We start from the raw sequence: 20,697 nt of genomic DNA, 5'->3' as shown, positions 1-20,697 counted from the left end.
TTAAACTTTCGATCCGGCGAATTCGGCATAGCCCAGGCCCTCGATGGAACAGACGTGTTCAAGATCCACGACATCATACTGCCAGCCTTTGTCACTGGTGAACACCGTCAGGTAACGCTGCGAAGGGTGGATATGCACATAGTCAGGATGAGGGACGTCGTAGGTTTTGCCTCCGGCGATGACCAGTTTGAACGCACGTCCGTTGGATGTCGTGAGGATGTGTCTGACTTGTTCTGCTTCCATGGCCTGATCTTATGCCAACGCCTTCACGGCATCAACCAGCGGTTTGACGAAGGCCTCGACCTTCGCGGCGCAATCAGGGCTGGCGCCGTTTTGCTCGATCAATTTTACGATGGCACTGCCGACGACGACGCCATCGGCCTTGCTGGCGATTTCGGCGGCTTGGGCGGGATTGGAGACGCCGAAACCGACGCACACAGGGACATCGGTCGCCGCTTTGATGATGGCGACCTGCTCGGCAATGCCGGTGGCGATTTCCGCTTGTGCGCCAGTGACACCGAGACGCGAAACATAATAAACGAAGCCCTCAGCGCTCTTGGCGATGCTGGCGATGCGTTCCGGTGGTGACGTGGGTGCGATGAGCTGGATGTGCCGCAGCTCCGGCGTGGGCTTCAATTCGACGTTTTGGGCCGCTTCATCCGGTGGCAGGTCCAAAACGAGCACGCCATCGGCTCCAGCGGCAGCCGCGTCGATGTGGAAGCGCTCATAGCCGTAGGTATAGACGGGATTGAGGTAAGTGAAGAGCACCAGCGGCACCTGCGACTTCGTGCGTAGCTTCTTGATCATCTCCAGCACGAGTGGCGTCGAAGCTCCGGCACGCAGGGCACGGTCGGCGGCCATTTGATTGACCACGCCATCGGCCAGCGGATCGGAAAACGGCACGCCTAGCTCGACGATGTCGGCTCCGGCACGTTCCAGCGCGAGCACGATGTCGATGGTGGCATCGAGCGTGGGATCACCGGCGCAGACATAGGCGACGAATGCCTTCTTCTGCGAGGTGCGAAGCTGGGCAAAACGGGCGTCGATGCGGTTGGTGGGGGCGGACATGGGGCGTGCGGTTTAGCACGCGAAAGGCAGGCTGTCGAGGCGAGAGCATCAAGACCGTCGCAGTGGGTTTTTATCCCTGCGCGGCCGGGAACCGCAGCAGCGCCACGCCCCAGTCCACGGCTGCTCCTCCTTCTGGCAGAGGGTGCCATGAATTCTCCGGGAGCTGATGAAACTGCTGCCGCCCGTCGGTTTCCGGCGGGCGCACGCGCTGGATGGCACCGCAGTCTCGCAGCACGCGCAGGTGCTTGGAGATGAGATCCGGGTCACGCCGCAGGCGTGCGGCGAGCATCTGCACGTTCAGCGCCTGCCCCGCCGCCAGCTCCCGCACGATCCCCAGCCGCACCGCATCTCCCAGCGCCCACAGCAGGCGCACCGGATCAGGTTTGGCGGGAGGCGGAGCGGTGGTGGCAGCGGGCTGGCTCATGGCGGCGGCGGGTGGCGAGGTCACAAGGCCCGTTACGGCCCCTGCAACGATCTTTTACCGGAACGCAATCGCCGCCATCTCTCTTGCAATCGATGAGTGCAGGAATGAAACGGAGGGCATCGTCAGGGAAATCGTTGAATACCGGAATGCGATGGCCGTTAACGGTCGAGAAATCACTGATTACCGGAACGCAATCGTCGTTAACGGTCGAGAAATCACTGATTACCGGAACGCAATCGTCGTTAACGCCGCAGAAATCGTTGATTACCGGAACGCAATCGTCGTTAACGGCTGAGAAATGACTGATTATCGGAACGCAATCGTCGTTAACACCGCAGAAATCGTTGATTACCGGAACGCAATGGCTGTTAACGGCAGAGAAATCATTGATTACTGGAATGCAATCGCAGCTAACAGCTAAGAAATCGCTGTTTACCTGAATGAAATCGTCGTTAACCGCCAGGAAATAGAGGGTTGCTGGAACGCAGTGGCAGGTAATGCTTGGGAAAAGGCTGATTGCTGGAACGAAATCGCCGTGAATCACGACCGCATCCATGGCAGCAATGCGCGCTTCTTCAGCCGTTCCTCCAGTTTGGATTGAGGGTTTGGAATATTCGTACATGGAATTTACCCTCCTATGCCGTTGCAAAGCCACATTTTCGTTGCCCAGCAACGGCATAGGCGTGTAAAACGACACCCATGAATGCCGCAGGCCGTACTTTTTCGACAAAACCGTCGCCTATAAAGCTGCTGACAAAGCACACGATCTGTGAATGATCATCAAGTTCGCCTAACTAACATCGTCACACGTGTGCTTGTCGTATACTCAATTGCTGGAGTTGTTGCTGCCTTGATTGGCTGCGTTGTTTGGTTTGAGATCAGGGCTCAGCGCATGTGGGTCATATCGAGTCACACGTATGAAGGATTCCCGTTGCTGATTCGTCGTATCGATCGATTGCCATTTCCGTCTCGCCGCAAGGAGCTTCCAACGTTGGCCATCATCACTCATACGTTTTCAGAGCGAGAACCCAACGGACTTCCTGAACCCGCATACAATGACGCTCTGGCTGAGTTAGACTTGGCCATGATCACAGTCATGCGAGACAGCGGAGTCGGTTCGCCCGTGCTGATTGAGACGTTCGGAGGTAAACGCATCTACTATCACTACGTTGTTGATCACCACAGCGCCAAACGACAGTTCGAGAAAGCTAGACTTCTCTTTCCAGACGACATGATAGATTTTGACACTCAGGAGGATCCCGAATGGGGATTCATTGATCGCTATGCTAAGAACTACTTTCCCGAGCAGATTGTCTAGAACATGACTATTGAGCTGACCATTGGCCAAATCAAGGCGAACAAAACGGATGCAGGCAACGGCTCGAAGGCTATCTGTCGTGGCAGCAACGTCTTGCGCTCGCCGTCGCCTGATCCGAGACGTTCGGCGAAGAAACAGAGTCCACCTCCAAACCCGTTATGAATGCCACGTCCGCCCTTCGCACTATTCACCTTCTGTTCTTCAGCGCGATGCTCCTTGCACTCGGTCCCCGGCAGGTTGCCGCGTCGAGCACCTCCGTAGCAACGGTCATTGGACTCAACAACCACAAGTTTGAAATCCAGATGAAGCCTGATCAACGGCTCACCGTATCAGAAGCTATTCGTATGGCACTTGGCGCTCCCAGCCCACCCAACTTGAAGAGGGTGAAACTAGTGCGCGAGACACCGACGGGGAAGAAGATGATTCTCATTGAGTTGAGAGACCTCGGCACGCCAGAAGGACGAAAGAGAGATATTTTCATCAGACCCTCCGACGTGATTCTTGCGCCTTCTCTGCGCCTCCCTCCTGTCCCGTGACTGACCAATGAAGCCGAACAAAACGGATGCAGGCAACGGCTCGAAGGCTATCTGTCGTGTCAGCAACGTCTTGCGCTCGCCGTCGCCTGATCCGAAGCGTTCGGCGGCATGACACTTTTATGAAAATCGCGCTCTATATTTCAGCACTCACGATTTCACTTTTGACTGCTGGTTGCTCGCGGCCGGCCCAGCCATCGCCACCGCTTACTATAGGCACGGCGATTAGTGGCATGATTTGGGAGCATCAGCACGACGGCATATCTAATTCTGCGTGGCATATTCCGAAGGAGGCGCGAGTGGATGTGTATGACCACGCAGTTATCGTTTATTTGGCCGACGGCAGCAGACGGGTTGCATCGCTGGATTTAGTCACTGACTTGAAACTAAAGTGATTCACGATCTGCCGCCGAACAAAACGGATGCAGGCAACGGCTCGTATGGCATCTGTCGTGTCATCAACGCTTCCCGCTCGCCGTCGCCTGATCCGAACGTTCGGCCAAGAACGAAGCACAATGAACCCCAGGATCGAAGTCTTACCCGATGTCGCGACTTCGGACTTCATCGTCACAAGCATTTTGAGACCGATGGTTGAGGAGCGACTTGATGCCGGACACCGGATTGAGGTATCCGTGACCTTCTCAGCCGGAAAGAACAATAGGGCTGGTCCACGCCTTGGATCTGTCGGTCGTGCGGACTCTTTTGCGATCAGTGTGAGATGTTCTCGAGAGGATGTCTCTCCAGGTATTTTTGTGTTCTGCGAGTGCCGTCCGACTGCCGAGCATCCTGACGCCAGCACTTGCTGGGCCTGGAACCTGAAGGGGGTCATCTTCCGTGACGAGCGCGGCTTGTATTTGGCCCGTCGTCAGGTAACTGCCGTTCAGGTCGGTGCCATTGACGGCGTCGAACAGCCCTGATCCAGATATGCCATTCACATGCACCCACCGAACGACAAGAGGCCGAACAAAACGGATGCAGGCAACGGCTCGAAGGCTATCTGTCGTGTCAGCATCGTCTTGCGCTCGCCGTCGCCTGATCCGGGACGTTCTGCTCAAAAAATGGCGACGATCTTCACACGAGCAAAGGCCGCGAAAAAGGCGATTGACTTGATCGATCTGGAGTGCGGCATTCCTCGATCGAGGCTCCGATGCGATTCAAGACTTGAATCTGATTTGGGAATCGCCGGAGATGATACTTACTCACTTCTCGAAGCGATGCATGAGAATGGAGTCGATATGTCACGGTTTGACTGCCATGACCGCATCACACCCGAAGGCCAAGACGCAGTTCCGATACTGATATACTTCGGGCTCCTCACGGCGTGCGTGTTCGTATTCTTTGTGTTGTTCCCCAACTTTTCGTCGTGGATGATTGTTCCTGTGTCGCTTGCGGGGGCATATTTCGCTTCGCGCTGGATCTACAGATTTTTACCAGATCGAGGTCATGAGGAACTTCGAGTGAGGGATCTCGTTTTGTCTTTCGAGGCCGGACATTGGATATCGCCGAAAGCAGAACAAGACGGTGGTGGTCAATCGGCTAGCCGCCCCGAGTCGAAATGACCTTCTTGATTACAACCCTTAACCCTGTTGCGGAGTGGCGCTCCCGGTAGCCGGTGCCACACCTCGACGTTCGGCGGGAGCGCTCTTGCACGTTTCCAGCGATCCGCCATGATTCGGCACACAAAAATGAAGACCGGTTTCACCCCCATTCGGCTCGACAATTACGTCGAATTGCATTTGCGCGCCAATCCCGATGTAGGCCGCGCGGACCTCGCTGAGCGACTGCGTCATGCAATGGCCGCATCCCAGCGAGGCGAGCGATGCCAGTGCGGGCAGCCCATCTGGATTATCGGATCAGCCGAGGTGGGGCTGTCCTGCTTTACCTGCATCACAGGAGAGGCATATCCAGACGAAGACTACGAGATCGATGTTACCAAGAGCACAAATGCCGCCGAACATTAAAGGGATGCTGGCAACAGCCCGAATGGCATCTGCCGTGTCATCGGTGCCTCCCGCCCGCAGCGCTACCTGCGCGCAATGCTGCGCATAGCGTTGCGGGCGGGCCTGCCCGCCGTCGCCTGATCCGAAGGGTTGAGGCCGGTCAGGTGCCTGTCGCCTCATCGCCGAGCCGCTTGTCCGGCACTAGGTAGCCCTGGACGTAGTCGCGCACGGCTTCGGCGAGGGCGGTGATTTCGGTCTGGAAGCCGGAGGCGCGGAGTTTGGCGATGTCGGCGCAGGTGTAGTATTGGTACTTTGACTGGAGGTGCTCGGGCATGTCGATGAACTCGATGTTTGGCTGCTTGCCGAGGGCGGTGAAGATGGCGGTGGTGAGTTCGACCCAGGTGTGGGCTTTGCCGGAGCCGAGATTGAAGAGTCCGCCTGCGCTGGGGGTTTCGGCGAGGTGGAGGGTCATGCGGATGGCGTCCTTTACATAGAGGAAGTCGCGCATCTGCTCGCCGTCCTTGAAGTCGGGGCGGTGGGATTTGAAGAGCTGGACTTTGCCGGTGGCGAGGATCTGGCCGCAGGCTTTGTGGACGAGGCTGCGCATGTCGGCCTTGTGGTCTTCGTTGGGGCCATAGACGTTGAAGTACTTGAGGCCGACGATCTTGGGCAGCCAGCCTTCGCGCTTGGCGTGGAGGTCGAAGAGGTGCTTCGAGTAGCCGTACATGTTCAGCGGGCGCAGCGCATGGAGGTCGGGCATTTGATCGTCCATGCCGTGGGCACCGTCGCCGTAGGTGGCGGCGGAGGAGGCATAGACGAAGCGGGTTTGATGGGCGAGCGACCACTGGCAGAGCTGCTTGGTGAACTCGTAGTTGTTCCGCATGAGGTAATCGGCATCGCGCTCGGTGGTGGCGGAGCAGGCACCGAGGTGGAGGACGTGGTCAAAGCGGCCAAGCTTTGCGGGCGCATTCTGCACGGCCTGGAGGAGGTCGTTGCCGTCGATGTAGTCGGCGAATTTGAGCGGGACGAGGTTTTTCCACTTCTCGTCGGTGCTGAGGCGGTCACAGACGACGATGTTTTCGCAGCCACGGCGATTCAGCTCCCAAACGAGAGCGCTGCCGATGAATCCGGCTCCGCCGGTGACGAGAATGCGACTGTCGGTGTTGATCATGTTCCCAGCCGGTAGCGGGAAAAGCCGCAGGATTCAAGCTGGAGCTTGGTTACGCGGCCATCGCCTCGGGTTCCTGCTCGTTGAAGACAGGCAGTTGCTCACGCCAAAGCGCCGGATGCAGGAAAATGCCACGTGGATCCTGCTCACACTCACCGGCCCAGCCGACGATGGTTTCGATGACGATGGGATGCGGGCATTGAATGGCGGGGTAGAGCCACTGCTGGTCGGCGACGATGAGCTTTGGAATCAAGGCATGCCCGTGATATTCGATTTCCCAGCCGAGCAGCAGAGGTTCTTCATCGGTGAAACCGGCAAGACCGAGCGGATGCTCCACCCAGCCGACGAGTCCGCTGCCATTGAGCACATCCCAGACTTCACGCATTTCCAAGTCCACCCGCACGGCAAAGCCGCTGGTTTTGGCAGACTCGCCGTTCACAGGATCGCGGCTAACGAGGCCAAAGAGGATGCTGGAAGGGCAGTTGCTCGGTACGATGTCCACCTGAAACCCAAAACGGATGGGATGATCAGGTAGCAGCAAGCTGCCGTAGCTTTGAAGTTTGAAGCCTGCGAATGCGGGATCGGCAGCGGCGGTGGCAATGAGAGACTCCATAGTTTTCTAAAAATTTCAGGTGGGTTTACAAAATTTGCCTTTTGTTATTAAAATTACAAACAAATTGTTATAAACTCTTTGTCTCGGCTGCCAAATCATCAAAAAAGACCTCAATCTCCTGAGTATGCGGATTGGATGCCGTCGGCGTCAAGAATTTTGGCTCTAGGCCGGATTCCTTGTGGTGCCAAAGTTGACGAGTCTGCTGCGCTTGGTACCAGATACCCTCCGTGTCTCTCGCCGAAACGACCACATGCTGCGAAACCGACCTGACGGCCGATTTTCGCGATCAATTCCTCCTCACCTACCAGCACATGTTGCTGTCACGCGTGCTGGAGGACAAGCTCGGATCGCTCTACCGGGCCGGTGGGCGCATCGTTGGCGGCGTTTACCTCGGCAAAGGCCAGGAGGCGTTCAGTGCGGCGCTTGGCGTGCAATTGCGCAAGGGCAGGGACATCTACGGGCCGCTGATTCGTGATCAGGCCGGGCGTATCGCCTTCGGCGAACCGATCATCGACACCGTGCGCACCTACCTCGGCACTGTCACCGGTCCGATGCGTGGCCGCGACGGCAACATCCATCGTGGTCGTCCCAAGGAAGGCCACATGGCGATGATCAGCCATCTCGGCAGCATGCTGGCGGTCGTGGCTGGTGGTTTGTTCGCCCGTCGTCTGGCGGGGACATTGAAGGACAGCATCGGTGCCACCAGCATTGGCGATGGCGGCACTTCCACGGGTGCTTTCCATGAAGGTTTGAACATGGCGGCAGTGGAGCGGCTGCCCATCATCGTCAGCGTCGCGAACAATCAATACGCCTACTCCACGCCGAACACGCGCCAGTATGCCTGCGCGAATCTCGTGGATCGTGCGGCAGGTTATGGCGTCGAAGGCGTGGCCGTGGACGCCACGGATCTTGCCGCCTGCCTCAAAGTATTCCGTGCCGCCGCCGCTCGTGCGCGTTCCGGCCGCGGTCCGCAGATGATCGTGGGATCGCTGCTCCGCCTCGCCGGCCACGGTGAGCATGACGACGCTTCCTACGTTCCTGACAAAGCCCGCAAAGGCCCAGCCGCACGCGATTGCCTCGCTGTCGCAGAACAGTTCACACTCGACCACGGCTGGATGAATGAGGCGGAAATCCGCGAACTGCACGAGGAAGTCCGCCGCAACGTCGATCAAACTTTTTCCAAAGTGTCCAAAGAGCCCGCCCCCGATCCCTTCAAAGAAAACTGGCAGGCCCTTTCCAGCGCTGATCTTGTGGAGGGGCAGCACGAGGCATGAGCATCACCTACCTTGAAGCCATTCGTGAGGCGCAATACGAAGCGCTGCGCCACGATCCCACCGTGTTTCTCTACGGCCAGGACATCTCCGCCTTTGGCGGTGCCTTCAAAGCCACCAAGAATCTCAGCAAAGAATTTCCCGGCCGCGTCTTCGATTCTCCCATCAGCGAGGACGCCATGATCGGCATGGCCGTCGGTGCCGCCGTGGAAGGCGCACGGCCCATCATCGAAATGCAGTTCGCCGACTTTTCCTCCGTCGGCTTCAATCAGATCATCAATCAGGCCGCCACGCTCTACTGGCGCACGAATGTGCCGTGCCCCATCACCATCCGCATGCCCTCGGGCGGCACGGCGGGCAGCGGTCCGTTTCACAGCCAGTCGATGGAGGCCATCTACGCGCATTATCCCGGCCTCGTCATCGTCACGCCCGCCACCGTCGAAGACGCCTACTGGATGCTGCTCGACAGCGTCACGCTCAACGACCCCGTCATCTACTGCGAGCACAAGTTCCTCTATTACCATCTCAAGGCCGATCAAATCGGCGAACGCAGCCTGCCCATCGGCAAGGCGCGCATCGCGCGTCCTGGCCGCCATGCCACCATCGTCACCTACAGCGCCATGGTTCACGAGGCGCTGCGTGCCGCTGAGGAGTTGCAGCTCGACGGCTATCAAATCGAAGTCGTCGATCTCCGTTCCGTGAAGCCGATGGATACCGACACCATCCTCGCCTCCGTCGCCCGCACCGGTCGTCTGCTGGCTCTCGGTGAAGCCTTCCCTTGGGGGGGCGTCACTGCTGAAATCATCGCCCGCGTCAGCAGCGAAGGCTTCCATCTGCTCGATGCCCCGCCCATGCGCCTGAACTCCAAAGACACCCCGATTCCGTATCATCCGAACCTCTGGAAGTCGCACCGCCCCACCACCGCCACCATCGCCGCCGCTCTTCGCCGTTTGCTGCGCTATTAAATTTGGCATTCGTCATTCGTTCTCGATCCTGCCGCTCCGCTCACATCTCCGATGACCAAACTCCAAAATCACCCCCACAGCATCTCCGCGCATTTTCCATTTTCAGTTTTCCATTTTCAGTTCCTCCATCCTCAATCACCTAGCGTGCGCACTTTGATCGAGGACGAGTTCGAGTAGGAGAACGAGGACGATTCCAGCCACCACCCCAGATGCCCACCATCCCCATCCTGATGCCCCAGCTTGGCGAATCCATCGCCGAAGCCACCATCATTCGCATCCTCGTCGAGCCGGGACGCACCGTCGAAGCCGGCAGCGATCTTTTTGAGGTGGAAACCAACAAGGCCACCATGGCCGTCACCGCGCCCTGCGCAGGCAAGATTGGTCAGATCGTCGCTACTACGCAGACCAGCTACGCCGTCGGCTCCACGCTTGCGGCCTTTGAGATCACCGACGCAGACGCCCAGTCCCTCGGCATCAGCGAAGAACCCAAGCCCGTTGCCAAAGCCCCGCGCACCAGCAGCAGCGCCGATGTCGTCGAAAATCTCCACTTCAAGATCAGCGACAACGACGTCATCTCCACGCGCCAGCCCACCGTCGAACCCGTCGTCGGCGGCCTGCCCGTTCCCGCCGGTGCCACCGGTGCCAGCTACATCTCCCCACGCATGCGCGCCCGCATGCTCGAACTCGGCTTGAACGCCTCCGACCTCGCCGGCGTTCCCGGCACCGGCGCTGGTGGCCGCGTTACCGTCGAAGACTTCGAAGCCTTCCTCCGTGCCCTTGAACAGCATCGCATGACGCCCGCATCGCCTATGCGCATCGCCGTTGCCGATAGCATGCGTCGCAGTTGGGCTCGGCCGCTTGCCACCGTCGGCAGTCCTGTCATGCTTGATGCATTGCTCGCGCATCGCAAAAAAGCCGATCCCAAACCCGGCCCCGCGCTCTACGTCATTCGCGCCCTTGCTCTCGCTCTCGCCGAAAACACCGCCTTCGCCGGCCGCCTTGTTGGCAATCGCATCGTTCATCCTCTCGCCATCGACATCGGCTTCGCTGTCGAAGTCGATGACGGCGTCATGGTCCCCACGCTGCGCGAAGTCGAAAAGACCCCGCTCGTCAAACTGGTGCCCACCTACAACAAGCTCGTCGAGCAGGCCCGTGCCCGCCGTCTTCCCAACGACGTCAACCGCCCCGGCATCGCCACCGTCACCAACTTCGGCACCTTCGGCATCGTCTGGGCCACGCCCATTCCGCTGCCCGAGCAAAATCTCGTCCTCGGCCTCGGTGCTGGCAGCAAAGTTCCGCATTGGAGCGACGAAGTGCAGCAGTTCATCCCCGTCACCGAAGCCGAACTCACCCTCAGCTTCGACCACCGCGTCCTCGACGGCGGCGGTGCCGGCCGCCTCCTCAAACGCGTCGCCGATCTCCTGCAAAAGCCTGAGCTGCTCTGATTCACCGCCCGACGGATCAGTCCCATGCTTCCCATCCGTCCCATTCCTCCCATCCTCACGCCCACGAAGCACGCCCTTCGCCAGCACCTGCGCGAACGCCTGCGCACCCTCGATCCCGCCTTCATCGCCGCCGCCAGCCAGCAAATCGCCGCACACATCTGTAGCCACGTTCGCCAGAACGTGGATCGGGTCATCGCCCTCTTCGGTGGCCTCAGAAACGAACCCGATCTCCTGCCGCATCTCCTCCCCGCACTCAAGTCGCAAGGAGCCTGCCTGGCATTGTTTCAAATCGACTCCGCTGAACTCCATCCCCGCCGAATCGAAAGCCTCGACGACCTCCAACGCGGCCCCATGCACGTCTGGGAGCCCAAACCCCACTGTCCGCGCCTCGACATCGCCGCTCTCGACCTCATCCTCGTCCCCGGCCTCGCCTTCACCCGCGACGGTGCCCGCCTCGGCCGCGGCGGCGGCTACTACGACCGCCTTCTTGCGAATCCCGCCTGCCGCGCCCAACGCATCGCCATTGCCTTCGATCTCCAGATCATCGACCACATCCCCGTCGAGCCCCACGATCAATTCGTCCATCAAATCATCACTGAATCCTCCGTCCATCAGTGTTAAGTCAGTGCCAGTCAGTGGTTAAAAACTTTCAGTTTGCAGTTCCGCCCTCCACACGTCTTGATCGAGGACGAGTAGGAGCACGAGAACGAGGACGAATCACTCACTCGGCGCTCTGACCCTTCGCTCTTTGCCCTCCGCCCTTCGCTCCGCATGAAACAGCTCCTCGAAATCATCCAGTCCGGCACCGCCTACCTGGAGAAACGCAAGATCGAGGAAGCCCGGCTCAACATGGAGCACCTCCTCGCCCACGTCCTCGGCTGCCGTCGGCTCGATCTCTACCTCCGCTTCAACGAAACCGTTCCCGAGACCGATCTCGTCACGCTGCGCGAACTTCTCCGCCGCCGTGGGGAAGGGGAGCCACTCCAGCATCTCCTCGGCACCGTCGAATTCTGCGGCCACGAATTCATCAGCGATCATCGCGCCCTTATCCCGCGTCCCGAAACCGAAACCCTCGTCGAACTCATCCTCAAAAAATTCGCCACACCGCCGGCGCGAGTGCTCGACATGGCCACCGGCTCCGGCTGCATCGGCCTCAGCCTCGCCAAAGCCTGGCCCTTGAGTGAAATCATCCTCGCCGACATCAGCGAAGACGCCCTCGACCTCGCCCGCCTCAACGCCTCGCGCCTCAGCGCCAACATCAAGCTCCTGCGCAGCGACCTCTTCGAAAAAATCACCGGCACCTTCGATCTCATCGTCGCCAACCTCCCCTACATCCCCACCGCCGAGATCGCCACCCTCAGCCCCGAAGTCAAACGCGACCCCGTCCTCGCCCTTGACGGCGGCCCCGACGGCCTCCGCATCATCGAACGCTTCCTCACCGACGCGTTGCCGCACCTCAACTCCAACGCCCTCATCGCTCTCGAAGTCGGCCACGATCAAGGCGCACCGGTCGCCACGCGCAGCACCGAACTCGGTTATCTCAACGCCACCACCGCCGCCGACCTCACTGGCATCCACCGCTTCGTCTTTGCGAATGCTCCCATCAAGGAGCCAATGCCTCCTGTTGCCGACGCTTGACCCGTTATGCGGATGCACCCACATGCTCAGCACTTCCCTCTCGTTCTCGAGACTTTCCTGGCCGCTTCTAGATCGTCCAAATCTACGCTCACCTTGCTCAACGCGGTGTCTTGGCATGATGCCAAGCCCGTGTATTCTGCCGTATGAACCAGCTCTCCAAGCTTCATATCGAAGGCTTCCGCTCCATCAAGAACGCGGACATCCCGCTGCGTGCCCTGAACGTGCTGATCGGTGCCAACGGCGCCGGGAAGTCCAACCTGATCGACTTCTTCCGCATGCTGAGCTACGCCCTGACACGTGGGTTTCAAGCTCCCTATCTTGTCGAGCGCGGCCCTGCGTCAGCGATTCTCCACTTCGGTGCGAAAGTGACGCCGCTCGTTCGTGCTGAACTGAGTTTCAATACGCCCGATGGAACGAATACCTACCGCTTTTCACTGGCGGATAGCACAGGGGACCGACTGACCTTCACACGTGAGGAGGTGCAGTTTCATCGGGAGGGAGAACCTCTGCCAACTCCTCCGATCCCCGTTATCCCGAGACCCAGCGATGAGAGCGGGTTGTCAGAACTCTGGTCGGAGAATGATCCCACCGTGCTCTTCATCAAGAAAATGGTATCACGCTGCCGAGTGTATCAGTTCCATGACACCAGCCTTACCTCACATATGCGTGACGCCTGTCCGGTGGATCGGAATCGCAACCTGACGTCGGATGGCGGAAATCTGCCGGCCGTCCTGCTGGCGATGCGGAAAGACAATCCTGAGAATTACGCTTCCATCGTGCGCACGCTCCGTCTCGTTCTGCCATGGTTCGATGAGTTTATCCTTGAGCCGCAAGGACCAGCGCAAAAGCAGCGTGTGCTGCTCCGCTGGCGAATGGCTGGAAGGACGGAGTATGAATTTGATCCCGGCCAAATCTCCGATGGCTCACTGCGCCTGATGGCCTTGGTAACATTGCTGCTTCAGCCTGTGGATAAGCTGCCGAGCCTACTGTTGGTTGACGAACCCGAGCTTGGCCTTCACCCGGTGGCGGAACAGGTGCTGGCTGGGTTGCTCAAAAGTGTGGCAAGAGAGACGCAGGTGATTGTCGCCACCCAGTCGGCAACATTTCTCAACTATTTTGAGCCTCAAGATGTCATGGTAGTGGAGCACGAAAATGCAGAAAGTAACTTCATCCGTCAAAATCCAGATGAGCTGGCCTCCTGGCTGAAGCGCTACAGTCTGGGTGATGTCTGGAACAAGAATCTGATTGGAGGTCGTCCATGAAGAGACTCTTCATTTATGTCGAGGGTCTGACGGAGGAGATCTTCGTGGAGCGCATTTTGCGCGGCCATCTCTGGCTCTATGGTGTGAAGGTGGAACGGCCTCTACCTGCGAAAAAGGATTCTGATCCCGAGGGGCCGCGTGGCGGATTCACCAACTGGCCTGCCATGGAGGCGGACATGCGTGATTGGTTTGCCGCACATCCAGACCGCCCAGGTTCGCCGGCTCGATTCAGCACCCTTCTCGATCTTTACGCGATGCCCGCTGAAGTTCCAGGCTACCAGGGACGAGGGGCGGCGACGACGGAAGTCGATGTTACGGCCATTGAGACCGCTATTGCAGGGCGTTTGAACGAGCCTCGTTTCTTACCCTACCTCCAGCGGCATGAGTTCGAGGCGCTGCTTCTTTCCCATCCCCCAGCTCTGTCGGAGGTTTTCCCAAACTCAGCGGCTGAAGTCAGTGTTTTGGAAGCATCCATTGCAGGCATGCAACCCGAAGACATTAATCACGGTCGAACCACACATCCGGTGGCTCGCATCATGAGTGCGATCCCCAACTACTACGAATTGAAGGCTTCAAATGCCTTCTGGGTGGCATCAATCATCGGCTTGGAAGTGATGCGTTCCAAATGCCCGCGCTTTGACGCCTGGCTTACCCATTGGGAGCAATGGGGTATGCCGTCTTGAACGCTTGATGCGTCTTGAAAAACAATTTCCGAAGGGACGGGGCGATAGTTGAACAAGGCGTCGCAAACGTTCTCTATTTTTGAGCAAATCAGGTGATATGAATTCCCTCTCAGAGATTTGCGGCGGGGCGTAATTTCCCCCCGGCCTGAGGCGTATGCTAGCCAACCCCCTTCACACCGTCATGTCCTCCATTCGTCATTTACTCCTCACCGCCGCCGCATTCGTGTTTACCACGTCCGCGTTTGCCGCCTATCCTGAATTCAGTTCCACCAAGCCGAATGGCGGCCAGCGTGGCACGGATGTGAAGCTCACCGTCACCGGCAGCCGCCTGGCTGATTTCGAGAGCCTGATCTTCTTCTCACCCGGTTTCACGCAGAAGAGCGTGGAGAAGGCGGAGAACGGCAAGGTCGATCTCACCATCAACATCGCTGCCGATGTGCCACCGGGAAATCACCTGATGCGCATCCGCACGAAGACCGGCATTTCGCACGCGCGGCAGTTCTTCGTCGGCATCTTCCCGAACGTGGAAGAGAAGGAGCCGAACAGCGACTTCGACGCGCCGCAGGTGATCAATTTCAACCAGACCGTCGAAGGCGTGGTGCAGAACGAAGACGTGGACTACTACAAGGTCACGGCGAAGAAGGGCCAGCGCATCTCGGTGGAAGTGGACGGCCTGCGCCTCGGGTACACGGTGTTTGATCCGTTCCTGGCGATCATCGACAAGGACCGCTTCGAGAAGGTGATCTCGGACGACACCATCCTGCACCGCCAGGACGGCTACTGCTCCTACGTGGCCGAGGAAGACGGTGATTACACGGTGATGATCCGTGAGTCGTCCTACCGTGGCGGCGGCAATTCGTATTATCGCCTGCATTTGGGCAGCTACCGCCGTCCTGACGTGGTGTATCCGGCGGGCGGCAAGATCGGCACGAAGACCAAGGTGCGCTTCATCGAGCGCGACAGCGCGTTCGAGGAGGAGGTGCAATTGCCTGCTGAAGTCGATCCCAACTACATGCTGTACTCGAAGACCCAGGAGCCAGCGCCTTCCGGCAATCCGTTCCGTCTGGTGAATTATGACAACGTGCTCGAAGCCGAGCCGAATGAGGAGCAGGCCAAGGCCACCGTCGCCACCGCAGGCGAGCCGATTGCGCTCAATGGCATCATCGAGAAGCCGGGCGACGTGGATTTCTTCAAGGTGCCGCTCAAAAAGGGCATGACGCTGGAAGTGCAGGGCTATGCGCAGAGCATCGGCTCACCGCTCGACAGCGTGGTGAACATCTACAACGACAAAGGCGGCAGTCTCAGTGGCAATGACGACGGTGGTGGCCGTCGCCGGCTCGACAGCAAGTTCAAGATCGGCATCCCGGCGGATGGTGATTACTTCGTCCGCGTCACCGACCATCTGGAGCGCGGCGGTCCGAACTTTGTCTATCGTCTCGAACTCATCGCCGCCGAACCGGAGGTGTTCTTTGCCTCGCCGCAGTACACCGTCAATGACAACGCCTACCGCCAGTTCATTCCGGTGCCGAAGGGCGGGCGCTATGCCACGCTGGTCAACATCAGCCGCAACAACGTCGGCGGTGACTTCAAGTTTGAGGCGCAGAACCTGCCCAAGGGGGTGAAACTGCTCACCGAGCTGGCACCGAAGGACCTCGGCAGCGTGCCGCTGCTGTTTGAAGCCACCGGCGATGCGCCGCTCGGTCATCAGGTGGTGCCGATGTATCTCAATCCCACCGATCCCGCCACCAAGACGCGCGGCAAGCTGCGCCAGGAGTTCGACATCGTGCGCAATGGCAACGTCGTCTATTACACCGAGATCGAAGACCGCCTGCCGGTGGCCGTCGTCGAAGAAGCACCCTACTCGCTGGAAATCGTGAAGCCTGCCGTGCCGCTGGTGAACAACGGCATCCTCGAATTGAAAGTCGTCGCCAAGCGCAAGGAGGGCTTTAAGGCGGCCATTCGCGTGTTCATGATCTGGAAGCCGAACGGTGTCAGCTCCCTCGGTGAGCAGAGCATCGCCGAAGGTCAGAACGAGTGCATCTTCCAGCTCGATGCCAACGCCGGCACCCCGGCCGGCACTTGGAACTTCACCGTGATGGGTGAAGCCGATGCCGGCAACGGCCGCACCTACAATGCCTCGCCGTTCACGGCGGTGGTGACCGCGCCTGCCTACATCAACGCCCCCGCCATTCCGCTCGTCGCGGTTGAGCAGGGCAAGGAAACCTTCATGGTCGCCAAACTGGAGCAACTGCTACCGTTTGAAGGCGAAGCCAATGCCCAGGTGCTCGGCGTGCCGGACACCATCCCCATCGAGCCGGCCAAGATCAACAAAGACACCAAGGAAGTCTCCTTCAAGGTGAAGACCGATGCCAAATCGCCCATCGGCAAGCAGGCCAATCTGTTTGTGCGTGTGGATGTGCCGGTCAAAGGTACCAATGCCACCACGATTCACCGCATCGCGCTCGGTTCTATCCTGCGCATCGACGCACCGCGTAAAGTCGTCGCCCCGCCGCCTGCCGCACCAGTCGTCGCCGCGAACAAGCCCGTAGAAGCGCCGAAACCCGCCGCCCCTGCGGCACCGAAAGTGCTCTCCCGTCTCGAACAGCTCCGCCAGGAAGCCGCAGGCGGGAAGAAGTAAGTTCGGAGGTTATCAGTTATGAGTTAAGAGTTATGAGTTAGAACTGATAGTGACTCGTGTCGCCTAACTCATAACAATTAACGCATCACTCAATCGTCCCGCCCACGATCACCGGTGCCTTGCGCCTGACACCGATGTAAACCGGCGAGCGCTGGCGTTCGAGCAGCTTGTGGGTGAAGGGCAGGGTGGTGTTGAAGGCCTGGAAGTGCCAGGGGCCGTCGTCGGTGCGGATGGAGTATTGCAGCGCACGGCCGCCATCGAGCAGTGTCGCGTGCTGTACATCGAGCTTGCGGGCGATTTCGGTCACTTCGCCCACATTCATCACGCCCCCATCGCCGGAGAGCACGAAGACGATGGTGCCGTCCTTGCGCATGCCGCCGAGCGCCCGGTAGCTGATCTTGGTGCCGTCAAAGAATTCATCTGGTTGCAGTTCCACATAGGGGAAGATGGTGTGATTCTTCATCACCGAAGGATAGACCTGCGAACCTTCCTGAATCAGACCTGGCACATCATTGAGCAGCGATTTTGGGCCAAACCACGGGCGGCCATCTTTGACAAAGAAGCAGCCGCTCCATTCACCGAAGTTCTGGTTGAACTGCTTGCCCTCGTGATAGACCCAGCCCATCGGGCGGCCTTTCGGATCACGAAAATTAGCGGTGATCGAGAACCACAGATTCTGCTCCGCCATACGCTCGCGTGCCGTGGTGAGAGCGAATTTCGACTGAAACGTCGTCATAAAATCAAAGCGGTCCGGCACCAGCGTGATGACATGTACCTCCGCGCCGAACACACGCTGCGCCGCAGCGGCCAGAACGCCGTTGTCACGCCGCACCTTCAGCGTGGTCCAGCGCATGCCGGTTTCGGCGTGACGCTCGATCATCGCGGCGGCCAGATCGGCGGGCGTAAGGCCGGTGGCGGGCTTCCAGGCACCGCGTTTCGAGAGGATTTGCAGCGGCTGCGCGGAATTGAGCACGCTTACCGCCACGAGATTGCTGTTCAGATTGAAGAACACCTCGCCGACGAAATAAACCAGCAGCGCGCCAGCAAGGGCGAGCAGCAGAAGCATTTTGAAGCAGCCGCGTTTACTGGGCATGGGGGTGCGCCAGCATGGAGAACAAGTCGCGCACGATCAAGAGCGATGTCATTCGCGTGACTTGAAGATTGATTCAGAGAAAAATTTGCCGCAGCATCGTTCGCATCGTCATGAAATTGCTCCCCGCCTGTCTGTTCCTCGCCGCCGTCTTGAGCCTGCCCGCGCAGACTCCGGCGCCGGTCATCGCACTCAAAGCCGTCACCGATCACGTCGATGCGCTCTACAAGGTCGGCGAAACGGCCACCTTTACCATTGAGGCATCGCAGGATGGCAAACCACTCGCCGATGGCAAAGTTGTCTGTGTCTTTTCCAAAGACGGCGTGCAATCGCAGCCGCCGCAGACTTTGAATGTGAAGGACGGTAAGACCACCGTCATCGGCAAGCTTGATGAACCCGGCTTTCTGCTGCTGCGTGTGACGAGCGGCAAGGCGGTGGCGATGGCAAGTGCGGGCTATGATCCGCTCCAGCTTAAGCCCAGCATGCCAGTGCCGGAGGATTTTGATGCGTTCTGGGCCGCACAAAAAGCGGAACTCGCCAAGGTGCCGATGAAATCGACGCTGACGCCGGTGCCCACGCCTGCCAAGGGCGTGGCTGCGTTTGATGTGCAGATCGACTGTCTCGGCAAGCCGGTCTCCGGCTACTTTGGCAAGCCGCAGAAGGTGAAACCGCAATCACTGCCAGCAATCCTGCATGTGCATGGCGCGGGTGTGCGCAGTGCGAATCTTGGCAACACGTATTGGGCGGCGAACGCAGGCGGCATGCTCGCGCTCGACATCAACGCCCACGGCATTCCGAACGGCAAACCGAAGGAGTTCTACGACGCTCTCACCAACGGCGAACTCAAGGGTTATCCCCAAAGCGGCAACAAGGATCGTGAGCAGTGCTATTTCAAAGGCATGTTCCTGCGCCTGATTCGCGCCATCGACTTCCTCACTGCACAGCCAGAGTGGGATGGGAAGACTTTGATCGTGTATGGTGCCAGCCAGGGCGGCTTCCAGGCCTTCGCGGCGGCGGGACTCGATGCGCGCGTGTCGTTCATCTGCGCAGGCGTGCCTGCTGGCTGTGATCACACCGGCAGCCAGGCCAATCGCATCAGTGGCTGGCCGAAAATCGTGCCCAACGACACGGAGGGCAAACCTGACGCCGCCGCGCTGCAAGCGTCCCGTTACTTTGACAACGTCAACTTCGCCACACGGGCGAAGTGCCAGGGTGCCGCCGTCACCGTCGGCTTCATCGACACGACCTGCCCGCCCACCAGCGTGTATGCGGCCTACAACGCCCTCACGCTGCCGAAGACGATCCATACCGATGTGCTCTCCGGTCACACCAGCACACCAGCGGCGAGCAAGTTCATGCAGGAGGCGGCCTTCAAGCATGTGCGCGAGATGAAGTGAGGCGACCCCGCCTCAGCCGTATCCATGCAATGGAACCACAGAGACACCGGGGACACAGAGGGAAGAGTCTTGTTGATCGACTTCACCATGAGGTGACTTCCAGGTGTTTCTTAAATCCTCTGTGTGCCCGGTGCCTCGGTGGTTCACCTTCTGTATGGTTACGGCTCAGGTGATCCCGGCCGCTCCGAGAACAACTCGACTTTCCCGTCAAGGTCCGCACCGCTATCCCACGCGCTGAACCGCCACCCTGGGCACTGGTGCGCTGCCCAAGCACCTGCAACTGTGGCAAACATGGCCCGTTTGCGATGCCTCCTGACTAACTTGGTGGTAAAAGATTGGGGGTAAAAGATGGGGAACCACTGTTTTCTGATCTTTTACCCACCATCTTTTACCAACGGAAAGTTACTCCCGCCTCCATACTTTAGCGCAGCGGAGTTCGGTTACTCCTGACTAACTTGGCTGGTAAAAGATTCGGGGTAAAAGATGGGGAACCATTGTTTTCTGATCTTTTACCCACCATCTTTTACCAACGGAAAGTTACTCCCGCCTCCACACTTTAGCGCAGCGGAGTTCGGTTACTCCCGACTCCCGCCATCCAGCCTCGTTCCTCACCACGCGCGCCTGCCGTTGCGGTTGATCTCCGGTCACGCGGTCATGCTTTCAAGGCTCAGCCCGGCTGCTTAGGTTCTCCGCAATTCCGTTTGTCAGTCAGTTGCAGCCTGACACCGTTTCCTTGTCGTGGTGGTTCACATAGCACAGCAGCAGGCTGCCTGTCGTCTTGTGAACGATGATGCGGATGTCCGCACTCACTCGCAGCGACCAGAAGTTCTTGTCCTTCGCCTTGTCCAGTTTGTGAAAGCTCATGCCCGGACTCGCCGCGAAAAAGATGCCAGGCATTCTGTCTCGGGCGGCGACCGATGGGGGTGGGTTTGGAGGACTTGCTCATGCGGTTTCAATCCGCGCCGCCCTCACGGGCGGCGACACCAGTCCTGTGCGTACGCCCTTTGCGAAGGCATGTTTCAATCCGCGCCGCCCTCACGGGCGGCGACGATCCTCGCCGAAAAAGATGCCAGGCATTCTGTCTCCGCCCTCACGGGCGGCGACCAGGCGATGCGAGGATTCGGGAGACAGTAGCTTGAGTTTCAATCCGCGCCGCCCTCACGGGCGGCGACGTATCCTCTATGAAAGCATCATCAAACCCTGAAAGTTTCAATCCGCGCCGCCCTCACGGGCGGCGACCATTG

22 protein-coding genes are annotated in these 20,697 nt (G+C 59.0%); 14 read left to right on the top strand and 8 right to left on the bottom strand.

The window, feature by feature from the left end:
- The 4 genes from ACKVY0_RS10470 to ACKVY0_RS10455 all read right to left on the bottom strand — a co-directional run bounded on the left by ACKVY0_RS10470 (position 1) and on the right by ACKVY0_RS10455 (position 2,171).
- Positions 1-243: a hypothetical protein gene (locus tag ACKVY0_RS10470; protein WP_409214765.1), complete on the bottom strand. Its 243-nt coding sequence runs from the start codon at positions 241-243 to the stop codon at positions 1-3.
- 9 nt (positions 244-252) lie between these two features.
- Complete coding sequence (trpA, locus tag ACKVY0_RS10465) at positions 253-1,068, bottom strand: tryptophan synthase subunit alpha (protein WP_409214764.1); 816 nt, start codon at positions 1,066-1,068, stop codon at positions 253-255.
- A gap of 70 nt (positions 1,069-1,138) precedes the next feature.
- A complete protein-coding gene (locus tag ACKVY0_RS10460; protein ID WP_409214763.1) occupies positions 1,139-1,492 on the bottom strand; it encodes an ArsR/SmtB family transcription factor in 354 nt (117 codons plus the stop codon).
- Positions 1,446-2,171, bottom strand: coding sequence for a hypothetical protein (locus ACKVY0_RS10455; RefSeq protein ID WP_409214762.1), 726 nt, complete (start codon positions 2,169-2,171; stop codon positions 1,446-1,448). Before ACKVY0_RS10455 ends, ACKVY0_RS10460 begins: the two co-directional genes overlap by 47 nt.
- 90 nt (positions 2,172-2,261) lie before the next feature.
- On the opposite strand from ACKVY0_RS10455, the gene ACKVY0_RS10450 reads away from it, so the two are divergent.
- From ACKVY0_RS10450 to ACKVY0_RS10430, 5 genes are all read left to right on the top strand, one after another.
- Positions 2,262-2,810, top strand: a complete 549-nt coding sequence (locus ACKVY0_RS10450) for a DUF695 domain-containing protein (protein ID WP_409214761.1) — start codon at positions 2,262-2,264, stop codon at positions 2,808-2,810.
- A 158-nt stretch (positions 2,811-2,968) separates the two neighbouring features.
- Positions 2,969-3,346 (top strand): hypothetical protein, encoded by a 378-nt coding sequence (locus ACKVY0_RS10445; protein ID WP_409214760.1) that lies wholly within the window; start codon positions 2,969-2,971, stop codon positions 3,344-3,346.
- A gap of 119 nt (positions 3,347-3,465) precedes the next feature.
- Positions 3,466-3,738 (top strand): hypothetical protein, encoded by a 273-nt coding sequence (locus ACKVY0_RS10440; protein WP_409214759.1) that lies wholly within the window; start codon positions 3,466-3,468, stop codon positions 3,736-3,738.
- Between the two features lie 540 nt (positions 3,739-4,278).
- A complete protein-coding gene (locus tag ACKVY0_RS10435; RefSeq protein ID WP_409214758.1) occupies positions 4,279-4,902 on the top strand; it encodes a hypothetical protein in 624 nt (207 codons plus the stop codon).
- Between the two features lie 126 nt (positions 4,903-5,028).
- On the top strand, positions 5,029-5,304 hold the full coding sequence (locus tag ACKVY0_RS10430) for a hypothetical protein (protein ID WP_409214757.1): 276 nt from the start codon (positions 5,029-5,031) through the stop codon (positions 5,302-5,304).
- 139 nt (positions 5,305-5,443) lie between these two features.
- Here the strand turns inward: ACKVY0_RS10430 and rfaD are convergent, their stop codons facing one another.
- The gene (rfaD, locus tag ACKVY0_RS10425; protein WP_409214756.1) at positions 5,444-6,454 is read right to left on the bottom strand and encodes an ADP-glyceromanno-heptose 6-epimerase; all 1,011 of its coding nucleotides are present in this window, start codon (positions 6,452-6,454) and stop codon (positions 5,444-5,446) included.
- A 49-nt stretch (positions 6,455-6,503) separates the two neighbouring features.
- Positions 6,504-7,064: a hypothetical protein gene (locus ACKVY0_RS10420; protein WP_409214755.1), complete on the bottom strand. Its 561-nt coding sequence runs from the start codon at positions 7,062-7,064 to the stop codon at positions 6,504-6,506.
- Between the two features lie 227 nt (positions 7,065-7,291).
- Here ACKVY0_RS10420 and ACKVY0_RS10415 point away from each other — a divergent pair, with 227 nt between their 5' ends.
- The 8 genes from ACKVY0_RS10415 (at position 7,292) to ACKVY0_RS10380 (ending at position 16,966) form a co-directional block, all read left to right on the top strand.
- Positions 7,292-8,338 carry a thiamine pyrophosphate-dependent dehydrogenase E1 component subunit alpha gene (locus ACKVY0_RS10415; protein ID WP_409214754.1) on the top strand — a complete coding sequence of 349 codons (1,047 nt, stop codon included), beginning with the start codon at positions 7,292-7,294 and terminating at the stop codon, positions 8,336-8,338.
- Positions 8,335-9,300 (top strand): alpha-ketoacid dehydrogenase subunit beta, encoded by a 966-nt coding sequence (locus tag ACKVY0_RS10410; RefSeq protein ID WP_409214753.1) that lies wholly within the window; start codon positions 8,335-8,337, stop codon positions 9,298-9,300. Before ACKVY0_RS10415 ends, ACKVY0_RS10410 begins: the two co-directional genes overlap by 4 nt.
- A 209-nt stretch (positions 9,301-9,509) precedes the next feature.
- A complete protein-coding gene (locus tag ACKVY0_RS10405) occupies positions 9,510-10,745 on the top strand; it encodes a dihydrolipoamide acetyltransferase family protein (RefSeq protein WP_409214752.1) in 1,236 nt (411 codons plus the stop codon).
- A gap of 24 nt (positions 10,746-10,769) precedes the next feature.
- On the top strand, positions 10,770-11,366 hold the full coding sequence (locus tag ACKVY0_RS10400; RefSeq protein WP_409214751.1) for a 5-formyltetrahydrofolate cyclo-ligase: 597 nt from the start codon (positions 10,770-10,772) through the stop codon (positions 11,364-11,366).
- Positions 11,367-11,516: 150 nt separating this feature from the next.
- Positions 11,517-12,383, top strand: a complete 867-nt coding sequence (gene prmC, locus ACKVY0_RS10395; protein WP_409214750.1) for a peptide chain release factor N(5)-glutamine methyltransferase — start codon at positions 11,517-11,519, stop codon at positions 12,381-12,383.
- Positions 12,384-12,526: 143 nt separating this feature from the next.
- On the top strand, positions 12,527-13,645 hold the full coding sequence (locus tag ACKVY0_RS10390; RefSeq protein ID WP_409214749.1) for an AAA family ATPase: 1,119 nt from the start codon (positions 12,527-12,529) through the stop codon (positions 13,643-13,645).
- Positions 13,642-14,328 (top strand): DUF4276 family protein, encoded by a 687-nt coding sequence (locus ACKVY0_RS10385; RefSeq protein ID WP_409214748.1) that lies wholly within the window; start codon positions 13,642-13,644, stop codon positions 14,326-14,328. The genes ACKVY0_RS10390 and ACKVY0_RS10385 overlap by 4 nt, the downstream gene beginning before the upstream one ends.
- 181 nt (positions 14,329-14,509) lie before the next feature.
- The gene (locus tag ACKVY0_RS10380) at positions 14,510-16,966 is read left to right on the top strand and encodes a PPC domain-containing protein (RefSeq protein WP_409214747.1); all 2,457 of its coding nucleotides are present in this window, start codon (positions 14,510-14,512) and stop codon (positions 16,964-16,966) included.
- Between the two features lie 85 nt (positions 16,967-17,051).
- On the opposite strand, the gene ACKVY0_RS10375 is transcribed toward ACKVY0_RS10380, so the two are convergent.
- Entirely contained in the window at positions 17,052-18,059 is a 1,008-nt protein-coding gene (locus ACKVY0_RS10375) for a phosphodiester glycosidase family protein (RefSeq protein ID WP_409214746.1), read from the bottom strand.
- A 110-nt stretch (positions 18,060-18,169) separates the two neighbouring features.
- Here ACKVY0_RS10375 and ACKVY0_RS10370 point away from each other — a divergent pair, with 110 nt between their 5' ends.
- Positions 18,170-19,453: an acetylxylan esterase gene (locus tag ACKVY0_RS10370; RefSeq protein WP_409214745.1), complete on the top strand. Its 1,284-nt coding sequence runs from the start codon at positions 18,170-18,172 to the stop codon at positions 19,451-19,453.
- 708 nt (positions 19,454-20,161) lie between these two features.
- Here the strand turns inward: ACKVY0_RS10370 and ACKVY0_RS10365 are convergent.
- Complete coding sequence (locus ACKVY0_RS10365) at positions 20,162-20,350, bottom strand: hypothetical protein (RefSeq protein WP_409214774.1); 189 nt, start codon at positions 20,348-20,350, stop codon at positions 20,162-20,164.
- Positions 20,351-20,697 lie beyond the last annotated feature (347 nt).

Origin of the sequence: Prosthecobacter sp., from assembly GCF_046154365.1 — a bacterium.
In the GTDB taxonomy this organism is placed as follows: domain Bacteria; phylum Verrucomicrobiota; class Verrucomicrobiia; order Verrucomicrobiales; family Verrucomicrobiaceae; genus Prosthecobacter.
Note: the sequence above shows the minus strand (reverse complement) of the source record. Positions and strands in the feature narration are given on the sequence as shown.